The 11,113-nt window shown below is 36.9% G+C and carries 12 protein-coding genes; 10 read left to right on the top strand and 2 right to left on the bottom strand.

The window, feature by feature from the left end:
• Positions 1-425: 425 nt before the first annotated feature.
• On the bottom strand, positions 426-1,427 hold the full coding sequence (locus U9K52_RS20840) for a hypothetical protein (RefSeq protein ID WP_322927976.1): 1,002 nt from the start codon (positions 1,425-1,427) through the stop codon (positions 426-428).
• Positions 1,428-1,624: 197 nt separating this feature from the next.
• Between U9K52_RS20840 and U9K52_RS20845 the strand changes: the two genes are divergently transcribed.
• From U9K52_RS20845 to U9K52_RS20860, 4 genes are all read left to right on the top strand, one after another.
• Positions 1,625-2,059: an FKBP-type peptidyl-prolyl cis-trans isomerase gene (locus U9K52_RS20845; RefSeq protein ID WP_322927977.1), complete on the top strand. Its 435-nt coding sequence runs from the start codon at positions 1,625-1,627 to the stop codon at positions 2,057-2,059.
• Positions 2,060-2,175: 116 nt separating this feature from the next.
• Positions 2,176-3,126, top strand: coding sequence for a hypothetical protein (locus U9K52_RS20850; RefSeq protein ID WP_248394706.1), 951 nt, complete (start codon positions 2,176-2,178; stop codon positions 3,124-3,126).
• 66 nt (positions 3,127-3,192) lie between these two features.
• Positions 3,193-3,603: an Rrf2 family transcriptional regulator gene (locus U9K52_RS20855; RefSeq protein WP_263602382.1), complete on the top strand. Its 411-nt coding sequence runs from the start codon at positions 3,193-3,195 to the stop codon at positions 3,601-3,603.
• Positions 3,604-3,660: 57 nt separating this feature from the next.
• Positions 3,661-4,311: an NAD(P)-dependent oxidoreductase gene (locus U9K52_RS20860; RefSeq protein WP_248394702.1), complete on the top strand. Its 651-nt coding sequence runs from the start codon at positions 3,661-3,663 to the stop codon at positions 4,309-4,311.
• 76 nt (positions 4,312-4,387) lie between these two features.
• On the opposite strand, the gene U9K52_RS20865 is transcribed toward U9K52_RS20860, so the two are convergent.
• Positions 4,388-5,386: a M23 family metallopeptidase gene (locus tag U9K52_RS20865; RefSeq protein ID WP_263602383.1), complete on the bottom strand. Its 999-nt coding sequence runs from the start codon at positions 5,384-5,386 to the stop codon at positions 4,388-4,390.
• A 227-nt stretch (positions 5,387-5,613) separates the two neighbouring features.
• Between U9K52_RS20865 and U9K52_RS20870 the strand changes: the two genes are divergently transcribed.
• The 6 genes from U9K52_RS20870 to U9K52_RS20895 all read left to right on the top strand — a co-directional run bounded on the left by U9K52_RS20870 (position 5,614) and on the right by U9K52_RS20895 (position 11,003).
• On the top strand, positions 5,614-6,651 hold the full coding sequence (locus U9K52_RS20870) for an NAD(P)H-dependent glycerol-3-phosphate dehydrogenase (protein WP_248394698.1): 1,038 nt from the start codon (positions 5,614-5,616) through the stop codon (positions 6,649-6,651).
• A gap of 211 nt (positions 6,652-6,862) precedes the next feature.
• The gene (mqo, locus tag U9K52_RS20875; RefSeq protein ID WP_322927980.1) at positions 6,863-8,368 is read left to right on the top strand and encodes a malate dehydrogenase (quinone); all 1,506 of its coding nucleotides are present in this window, start codon (positions 6,863-6,865) and stop codon (positions 8,366-8,368) included.
• Positions 8,369-8,489: 121 nt separating this feature from the next.
• Entirely contained in the window at positions 8,490-8,894 is a 405-nt protein-coding gene (locus U9K52_RS20880; protein WP_263602385.1) for a hypothetical protein, read from the top strand.
• A 132-nt stretch (positions 8,895-9,026) separates the two neighbouring features.
• Positions 9,027-9,641: a DUF1684 domain-containing protein gene (locus U9K52_RS20885; RefSeq protein WP_322927982.1), complete on the top strand. Its 615-nt coding sequence runs from the start codon at positions 9,027-9,029 to the stop codon at positions 9,639-9,641.
• A gap of 4 nt (positions 9,642-9,645) precedes the next feature.
• Positions 9,646-10,119, top strand: coding sequence for a GNAT family N-acetyltransferase (locus U9K52_RS20890; RefSeq protein ID WP_322927983.1), 474 nt, complete (start codon positions 9,646-9,648; stop codon positions 10,117-10,119).
• A gap of 74 nt (positions 10,120-10,193) precedes the next feature.
• Positions 10,194-11,003 (top strand): glucose 1-dehydrogenase, encoded by an 810-nt coding sequence (locus U9K52_RS20895; RefSeq protein ID WP_263602388.1) that lies wholly within the window; start codon positions 10,194-10,196, stop codon positions 11,001-11,003.
• The last annotated feature ends 110 nt before the right edge of the window (positions 11,004-11,113 follow it).

Here is an 11,113-nt window from a genome sequence, read left to right on the forward strand (position 1 = left end):
AAAGTGAGAAGTGGACAGTAAGAAGTGAGATGTAAGAAGTGAGAAGTAAGATGTGGATGTTCAGGGTTTAATGTTCAGCGTTTAGAATTTAAAGTTTAAAGTTTAGGACTTGTTAAGGTTTAAGTTAAGATTCAGGTATCAAGCTTAAGCCGTACTTAAAATACCAATCATGAATTTTATCCATGCTCTTATTACTCATTACTCATTACTCATTACCAATTCCTCATTACTCATTACTCATATAAAGACAGGCAACTACCCTAGCCTCGATAGCAGCGGCTACCCCACAGCAGGAATGGAAAGAAGGGCTTTAAGCCCGGAAAGCTCTGGAGCGAGGAGTAAGAGCGGAGAGCGAGAGAAAGCTCCTGAAAAAGATAACAAAATTGTTTTACTCAAGTTACATAAATATAAGCATGGTAATGTGATTATGTATTATATTTCAGTAATTTATTGATTTTAACCCGTGTTTTTAGAGAAACTTTATACGCTTCTTCTCTTAGTCTTTGTATTTTTCCTACAGGCTGAAATAAAGCTTTACTTTCATAAGGGTTAAATGACAAAAGCTCGTTTTCACAAGAAGCAGGATTAAGAAGGTTGTCTTTCCCGATCTTTAATTCTCCGATTTTAATAAATGGTGAATTTTTCCATTCAACATTCAGCTGGTTAATTGGTTGATCTTTTATATCATAGCAAAATTGAACATATACATTAGCTGTGAACGCTCTTGATTTCAGATATTCTTCAACTGCTTGTTTCATCTTTTTGTTTTTATTAAATTTTTTATCAACAAATTGCGGAGCCAATTTAATCTTAACCATATAGTCTCCGAGACGATAAGCACCAACCGAATGAAAGTCGAATGAAAGAATAAAGTCATTTCTTTTATGAAAAAGCTTAAAGAGATTCTTTATAAATGAAGGTGTACATGTAGAAGGGATCACTTTAGCAATTTGTGCAAGTAAAGAAAAGCTGCTCCATTTTTTAATATAAAACTGATTTATTGAAGTAAATAATTTCAGAAAAGTACAAACTGAATTGATGGGAAATAATGGGAAATTTACCAATGGATAATTGGCAATAAGATTACCTTGCTCATCTTTTATTTTTACTGCAAAACCGTAAGCCGGAATCTCTTTTTTACCTTTGATGATTTTCAGGTGTGCATTGGAAAGTCGGATGGTAAGATCGTACACTTTCTTATCAAAAATATGCTGAAGTTTTGGAGAAATATTTTCACTAATTATGAATTTTCCATTTGCAACGGCATAAGTTTTGGCATGGGCATTTCTGGTAGCGTAATTTACATCGCTTAATGAAGCGGACTGTTCCACAAAATCAGAAATACTTTTCTTATTGATTTCAAAAAGTATTTTTTCTTCGTCAGTCAGCTTATCATAGTCTCTATTATATTTCAATGGATCTGGCATCAGTTTTTAAATCCAATTATAGCGCCAACTTTCGGAAAAGTTGTTAACATAGTATTAAACATACTTGAATTTTCTGAAGAGTAACAATTCATCATTACCTCAATATTATTGACTTCTGTTTTTCAGATTTAAAAACTTCACATATCTGATCTCCTGCTTCCGGTTCTAAAGTCTTATCTTTGTAAAAAATATCAATTATGGGCGTAGCAGATATGTTATTTAAAAGAAAGAAAGAACAGGCAGAGAAAAACCTGAAAGATGGTAAGGAATATATGGAAGAATATGGTAAGAGAGAAACAGTTGTTCAGCTACCAAGCGGCTTGCAGTATGAAATTATAAAAGATGGCGAGGGCGAAAAACCGGGTCCGAGGTCTACTGTAAAATGTCATTATCACGGAACAACTATTACAGGAAAAATCTTTGACAGTTCTGTAAAAAGAGGAACACCTGCATCCTTTCCGTTAAATAAGGTAATTGCCGGATGGACAGAAGCGCTTCAGCTGATGCCTGTAGGAAGTAAATGGAGACTGATTATCCCACCACATTTAGCGTATGGGGATCAGCAGATCAGCAAAGAAATCGGACCAAACAGTACTCTTATTTTTGAAGTGGAACTTCTTGGGATTAAATAAATATTATTTAAAATAAACTTAAAATTTACCTGTATCCCGGGTAAATTTTTTTATTTCCGTATATTAGTATTGGTATTGATTTGTATTTTTTTACTTATCTCAGTAATTGTAATGGAATGAGGAATTTATTTTATTTTTTATTTTTTTCATGCGTTTTGACATCATGTGTTTCAAAGAAGAATCAGGTAATCAGGCAAAATATCCTTACCCTTAAGGATAGTTATTGTAAAGCACCTTTTAAATACAATTATTCCAAGACAATTTCTTCCTATAATTCAGATTCTATTCTTGCAGCCAATAAAGATCTTAAAGAAAATTTTTCAGATCAGAGCATTTTAATTTTGAATGCTTTGGACAATCTTGATGAAGTTCACGAGATCATGAAACTTAAAAAGGATAATTCACTAGCTTCTCAGGTAAAAGTTTTACAACTCAAAACAAAGATCAACAGTAAAATAACCATTGCATTAACCGAGCTTGACGCGGTGGCTGCAGAATTTGATTGTGAAGGGGAAAGAGTAGCACAAATCGGCGCATACGTAGATAACCTTAATGACTCGCGGAATAATAAACTGATTCTTTATTCTATAGTTGCTGGAGCAGCAGCTTCCATTGCCGGAGGTATCGTTAAAGATAATGGTTGGAGCAATGCAATAGACATTGGTGGTGGTGCACTCGGAGCTGGTTTTGGTTTGGCGACTTTAAATCCAAAAGGGAGAAAAGTAGAATTTATCCACCAGCGAAATCTTTTGCGGGATGTATGGAATGAAAAATTAGAATCACCGAACTTTCCGCCTTTTGTCTGGTATATGTATACGGAAAAGAAATTTTCTAATAAAGAAAAACATTCTATTATCAGCAGTATGAAAGAACGATGGCTGCATTATCAGTTTGACGATAATAAGCTTAAAGCAGACCAGTCGGTCATTTTTAGTGACGGCGGTTATTACAGATCCAATGATCTTCATAACCGTGCGGCAATGCTCAATCAAATGCAGTCTGCAACAAGAACGATTAATCAAAGTATCAACTACCTCCTTTTAGATTTGGATAAACTTATTCTTTAAGAAAAACTAAACTGTAATAAAATTTGTTACATTTAAAAAATTCTGTATATTTGTAATATAATTACGATGAACAACACAAGATTTGCCACGGCAATACATATTATGACTTTATTGGCGGAAAGTCCTCAGGAATGGCTCACTTCCGAATGGATGGCGGGAAGTATTAATATTAATCCTGTTATTGTTCGAAAAGAATTGAGTGTTCTGAAAGAAGCAGGACTGATTATCAGCAGACAGGGAAAGGAAGGGGGAACCCGGATCGCAAAAAATGCCGATATCATAAAAATATCAGATATTTATCTGGCCGTGAAAAATACGGAAGTTCTGGGAAAGAAAAACAATAATCCTAATCCTGCATGTTCCGTAGGGAAAGAAATTAATGAACATTTGCAGACATTGTTTTCTGAGACAGATCAGCTGGTTCTTACGTTTTTGGGTAATAAAACGCTTCAGGAGTTTCTTGACCATTTCAAATAAAAAATTTTGAGCATAAATGTAACAAAATATATTACAATTAATTTAAAAATAAATATTATGAAAAAAGTAGCAGTAATTGGCGCTACAGGATTTGTAGGCACACAGGTTGTGAATGAATTGTCAAACAGAGGTTATGAAGTGGAGGCTATCGCAAGAGATGCTTCAAAAGTTCAGCAAAATGAAAAGGTAAAAGCAAAAAGTGTTGATGTAAATAATATCGACGAACTGGCAGAAGTATTGAAGGGTAATGATGCAGTAATCAATACTTTTAATGCAGGCTGGACAAATCCTAATCTGTATAATGATTTTCTTAACGGATCTATCAACATCGAAAAAGCTGTTGAACAATCAGGTGTTAAAAGATTTATTACCGTAGGTGGAGCAGGAAGTTTATATATTGATGGTAAACAATTAGTGGATGGACCGGATTTCCCTGCCGAAATTAAACCGGGCGCTACTGCCGCAAGAGATTATTTAAATAAAATTAAAGAAAATAGTACATTGGACTGGACTTTCTTCAGTCCTGCCATTGAAATGCACCAGGGAACAGCAGGTGTGAGAACCGGAAAGTACAGAACCGCCCTGGAAAATCCTGTATTTGATGAAAACGGAAGAAGTGTTCTTTCGGTAGAAGATGTAGCGGTAGTGCTTGTTGATGAACTTGAACAGAACAATCATATCAGAGAACGTTTTACGGCGGCTTATTAAATGATTTTCCATGAAAAAAAATTTCGGCGGCACCAAAGGTGCCGCCGAAATCCTGTCAATATAAATAATCATAAAATTATAAATTCATAAACAGCTTCGGATTCACCGGGCTGTTGTTTTTATGTACTTCATAATGAAGGTGGGGCCCTGTGGAACGGCCGGAATTTCCGGACTTGGCAATCACCTGACCTACTTTTACCTTATCATTTACTTTCGCAACCAGTTGAGATAAATGGCCGTAAAGTGTTGCCAAACCATTGCCATGAGAAACAATAACACAGTTGCCATAACCACCTTTCTGACCTGAGAAAATAACCGTTCCTGCAGCAGTTGCTACAACATCAGAACCAAAAGCGACTGCAATATCCAGTCCTTTATGAAACTGCATCTGATCTGCTTCAGCGGGAGGATTATTTTTTTCTGCCGGTTTGGTATTTGCTGCAATAGCTGAAGATGTATTTGTGGCAGCAGCTGTAGAACTGGCTTTTGGCGTTACCATTACCTTTACCTGTCGTTTTTCGCCGTAGCTGTCGGTTACTTCAATAATCTTTTCCACAGGTTCCGCTTTCACTTCAGGAGCTGCAACGGCAACGGCCGATTTTGCGGTATTGTTTTTTACGGAAGCAAAAACGGTTTTAAAAGGAATAGGATTTTTTCTGATTCCGAAATTAGACGAAATATACCCTTCCGTAGGCATTCCTAAAGGAACCTGAAGAAGTTTTTTTTGAATGTCCATCAGATACTGGCTGTACCGGTTGGCTTGTTTCGCGAGATAAACGGAATTGGAAATACTGTCTTTTTTAAGAACCTCCAGCTTTACATTCGGCACATCCTTTGATTTCAGGAAAGAATTGAGCTGTGCTACAGTCTGATCTACCAAGGTAAGATCCGTCTTCATTTTTAAGTAATCTACACTGTCTTTTTCAGTGTTTATTTTTACAAGATTCACCTCATAGTTTTTGTCGTCCTTTTCGGAGTACAACTTTGCAATGAAGATCCCCTGTGCAAAAACGATAAGTAAAAGAACTCCTAAAAGTACATTTACTTTCTTTTTGCTGCTCAGAAATTTTTTCATTTTTCTTCTCTTAGTATAATTACAAAACGATTTTAAGCCTGCAAATTTAATTAAAAATAAATTTTTGAACTTATGTTTAATAAAAAAATAAATATTTCTATAAATAACGGAGAATTAAACATTTCATTGTCCTGATATATTAATTTTGAAATAAAATGGGTTTTATCATACCCTGAAAAGGGCTCATCATTCTTTGTTTTAATATATTTGCAGTTCACATTTCTATTATGGCTAAAAAGAAAACGAATACAGAATCGAATCCGAAAAAAAGCAAAAATGATGTTGCCGTAGGCGTGGTAGGAAGCGGAAGTTTTGCAACGGCTATCGTAAAAATGCTGGTTGAAAACTGTAAAACAGTACATTGGTGCGTGAGAAACGAATATGTAAAAGGCGCCATTGAGCAAAGAGGGCACAATCCCACCTATCTTACTGCAGTTAATTTCAATCTGAAAAACTTAAAGCTTACTACCGATATCAACGAACTTGTCACTTCCTGTGAGACGATTGTATTGGCAACACCCTCTATCTATCTGTCTGATACACTGGATAAAATGACCTGTGACTATAAAAATAAAATTTTTGTTTCTGCGATTAAAGGGATTATTCCTAAAGTAAATGATGTGGTAGCCCATTATCTGAGAGATGAATTCAAAATAGGATTCCGAAACCAGGCAGTTATTGCAGGGCCTTGCCATGCAGAAGAAGTCGCGATGGAAAGACTTTCTTATCTCACCATAGCCACGGTGGAAGATGAAACTTCCGAAAAGCTTGTAAATATTTTCAATTCAGATTTTATCAAGGTACATTCCAGTAAAGATATTTTGGGAAATGAATACAGCGCAATCCTTAAAAATATTTTCGCTATCGGAGCAGGTATTGCAAGCGGTTTAGGGTATGGAGACAACTTCACCGCGGTTTTCGTATCAAATGCCATCCGTGAAATGGAAACTTTCCTGGAATCCATTTATGAAGCACCGAGAGATGTTAATGAAAGTGCATATTTAGGAGATTTATTGGTAACAGCGTACTCTTTATTTTCAAGAAACAGAAACTTAGGAAACCTTATCGGGAAGGGGTACACGGTAAAATCTGCAATCCAGTCGATGAATATGATCGCAGAAGGATATTATGCAGCAGACTCAATTTATAAAACATCGAAAGACAAAGGATTAAAGCTACCTATTGTCGATACCATTTATGGTATTTTATACGAAGGTAAAAATGCCGAAAAACAGTTTAAAAAACTGACTACAAAACTGAATTAATTCTAATACATAAAAAGTTCAGCATGATATTTTTGCCGATAATATTACATTATTAGCAACGATATCATGCTAATTTTTTTATTATAAAATGTGATATAATTTCTCAGCTTAAATTTAACCTGATCATCTAACCTAAAATCATGTTAAATTCCATAAACGAGTCAAGATTTTAATAACTTTTCCCGAACTTTGAGATAATAAAATTAAAATTATGTCACAAACGCTTACAGGTAGAACGCCGAAACCTAAATACGACGTTGTTCTCATAGGTGGCGGAATTATGAGTGCCACTTTAGCTACATTATTACATGAATTTGATCCTGACCTTGAAATCGCTATTTTCGAGAGGCTGGGAAGATTCGCCAAAGAAAGCACCGCTGCCTGGAATAATGCAGGAACAGGACATTCCGCGTTTTGTGAGCTTAACTATACCACCGAAAAACCAGATGGAACCATCGATATCTCAAAAGCAGAAAGTATAGCAGAACAGTTTGAAATTTCCAAGCAATTCTGGTCTTATCTGATTACCAAAGGATATATACAACAGCCGAAGGACTTTATCAATTCCTGTCCGCACATGAGCTTGGTTTTTGGAGAAAAAGACGCCGAATACCTCAAAAAGCGTCATGAAAAAATGTCGGAATCAATTTTGTTTAAAGGAATGGAATTTACCACCGATTATGGAAAACTGAAAGAGTGGATTCCCCTTGTTATGAGTAAAAGAAACGGTTCTGAGATAATGGCTGCTACCAAAATGAATATGGGAACTGATGTTAATTTTGGTACTTTAACAAGAAAAATGGGAAGGCATTTGCTGGAGGACTCCAATGTTGAAGTATTCTTATACCATGAAGTAAAAGATATTGATCCTAAAGAAGACGGAAGCTGGGACATGAAGGTGAAAGATAGAATTCACAATCATAAACAGGAAGTGGAAGCGAGTTTTGTATTCATCGGCGCAGGAGGATATGCTTTACCGCTATTGGACAGTTCAGATATTAAAGAAAGTGAAGGGTATGGAGGTTTTCCGGTTTCAGGAGAATGGCTGGTAAGTCATAATCAGGAATTGGTGGAAAAACATAATGCAAAAGTATATACACAGGCAACCGTTGATGCCCCGCCAATGTCCGTTCCACACCTGGATCTGAGAATTATAGATGGTGAGAAAGCTTTATTATTCGGTCCTTTCGCAGGATTTTCAACAAAGTTTCTGAAAGAGGGGAGTTATTTGGATCTTCCCGAAAGTGTGAATACAAAAAATATAAGATCACTTTTCGGAGCCTGGTGGCATAACATTCCCTTAACAAAATATCTTATTCAGCAGGTTGCCATGACGAAGGCGCAGAGAATTCAGCATTTGAGAGAATTTATCAAAGATGCCAAAGAAGAAGACTGGGAACTTAAAGTAGCCGGACAAAGAGTACAGATCATTAAAAAAGATGAAAAAGACGGTGGAAAACTGGAGTTCGGAACTGAAGTGGTTGTTAATAAAAGAGGGACTATCGCATCATTACTGGGGGCTTCACCCGGTGCGTCAACGGCAGTATACGCCATGCTGAATGTCCTTGAAAGATGCTTCCCTGAAAAGCTTAACGGAGAATGGAAAGACAAGCTGATGGAAATGATCCCATCTTATGGACAGAAACTTGCTGCGAATCCGGAGCTCACCGAAAAAGTGAGAAATTATACAAAAGAAAAATTACAACTTAAATATTAAAAGTAGGATGTAAGAAGGAAGAAGTGAGAGGTAAGATGTTATTAGTTGATGCAATTCAATTTTTACTTTTATACAATCAGCTTCTCACATTTTACTTTTCACGGCTTACTACATTAAAAATATGTCAGAAACTATAGCAAAACCTGTTATTGTTAAAGAATTACTGGAATCCCTACAAACTGAAGTTCAGGAAGAACAGCAGGTGATTGTACATTGTTGTTTCCCGGCTTCCCCATTTTTGGGAAATCTGATCAGAATCTGGCATTCAACCTATCTTTTTGATAACCAGTCGGATCACAGAAGCAGACTGATTCATGCGGAAAATATCACCATTTATCCGAACTGGACACCGGTGCCGTTTATGAAAGACTTTTGGTTTACCCTGGTTTTTTCAGGACTTCCTAAAGGCTGTAAAAGTTTTGATCTGAAAGAAGTTATTCCCGAGGAAGGAGGATTTTTTGTAGAATCGATCAAAAGAAATTCCTCTGATATTTACCGGGTAAAAATTTCTGAATCTTACCTATAGTTAAACCTTTAAGAGGAAATTAAACATATGTAAAATTTAAGTCGTGCTGGAAATCTCTTTAATACAAGAAATTTATTGCTTCTAATTATAATTAACTTTTTTAATTGGTTCTTAGTGGTTAAAATATTTATCATGAAAAACTACATACTTCTATTCTTACTTTTGCCTGTGCTGATCTTTTCCCAAAAAGATTCACAAGAAATAGCTGTGGTGAAAAAATTTCAAAAAGAGCTGAATGCCGAATATCTCAACCCTAAAGAAACACCTTTGCGCGGAGAAAATTTCAAAAATTTCAAACAGCATCCTTTCTTCCCGATTGATGAAAAATACAGAGTGACCGCAAAATTTACCAGAACGGAAAATGCAGAACCTTTTGATCTTCCTACCTCTTCCGGGAATTCAAAGTCGTATAGAGAATATGGGAAAGCAACTTTTCAACTTGACGGAAAATCCTACACATTAAATCTTTATCAAAGCTTAGATTTACTCAAACAAAAGAAATACAAAGATTATCTTTTTCTGCCATTTCGTGATGCGACCAACGGGAAAGAAACCTATGGCGGCGGAAAATATATAGATCTAAAAACTCCTGAAGGTGACACTATTACTTTAGATTTCAATACATCATACCAACCTTATTGTGCGTACAATGCCTATGATTACAATTGCCCGATTGTTCCTGAAGAAAACAGGCTGCCCGTTGAAATCAAAGCGGGAGTAATGTACGAAGACATTTATCATCACTAATATTATGGTACAGTTAAATTTTTTTGAACAAAAAGATTTTCCGGGAGTAAATTATGCTCTGGACGAAGATCAGATGCAATATACGGCTACTGCAGAGCAGGCATTAAAAAAAATCGAAGAACGAAAGGATACTCTTGCCTTTCCGATAACTATTTTCGAGGATGAAAATCCCTGCGGATTTCTGGTGCTGGATTTTGGGAGTGACAAATTAGAACTTACCGATAACAAACAAGCCATGCTGTTGCGTTCGTTTTCAGTGAATCCTGAACTGCAGGGGAAAGGCATCGGAAAGGCAGCGATGATTAAGGTTGATGAATTTGTCCGTGAGAATTTTAAAAACTGCGATGAAATCGTACTTGCCGTAAACCAGAACAACATTGCCGCTTATCAGCTATATCGCAATACAGGATATCACTACGAGGGAAAAACCAGAATCGGAAGAAGCGGACCGCAATATATTATGTACAAAAAACTTTAAGAATTTTTTAAGTGAAATTTTTATGTTTGGCGTGATCCTTTCAGCTAAATTTGAGTAACATCAAATAATAAAACATGGAAATTTCTCTCAAAAACCAGGTTGCCATTGTCACCGGGGCTTCCAGCGGAATAGGTTCGGGGATTGCAAAATCACTTGCTGCCGCCGGAGCTACCGTCATCGTAAATCATTCATCAGAACATTCAGCAGATGAAGCCGGTAAAATTTTAAAGGAAATAACGGACGCCGGCGGAAACGGAATGATTTACCAATGTGATGTTTCCAGTGAAGAGCAGGTCGTCAAAATGTTTCAGCAGGTCATTTCACAATTCGGAACTGTTGATATTCTTATCAACAATGCAGGGGTCCAGAAAGATGCTAAATTCACGGAAATGACCCTCGACCAATGGAATACTGTAATCAATATCAACCTTACAGGCCAGTTCTTATGTGCCCGTGAAGCGATAAAAGAATTTCTTCGCCGCGGTATCGATCCCTCACGATCCATTGCGTGCGGAAAAATTATTCATATCAGCTCGGTTCATGAAGTTATTCCCTGGGCCGGACACGCCAATTATGCAGCCAGCAAAGGAGCAATCCGCATGTTGATGCAGACGCTTGCCCAGGAATACGGGGCCGACAAAATTCGCGTCAATTCCATTTGCCCGGGTGCTATTCAGACGCCGATTAATAAAAACGCATGGAGTACTCCGGAATCCATGAATGCTCTCATGAAACTTGTCCCTTACAACAGAATCGGTCAGCCGGAAGATATCGGAAATCTTGCCGTATTTCTGGCCAGTGATCACGCAGACTATATTTCAGGGGCGAGTATATTTGTAGACGGGGGAATGACCACTTTTGAAAGCTTTTCTACAGGAGGATAAATTGGGGCGCACATTTCCGGCTTTCACTACTCGCTTTTTTCTGTTTTTCGGCGGCGGCGTTGCCGCCGCCGAAAAACAGAAAAAGGGCGGCGACAGGGCGGTGAATCCGG

Source organism: Chryseobacterium sp. MHB01, from assembly GCF_034651565.1.
GTDB lineage: Bacteria > Bacteroidota > Bacteroidia > Flavobacteriales > Weeksellaceae > Chryseobacterium > Chryseobacterium nepalense.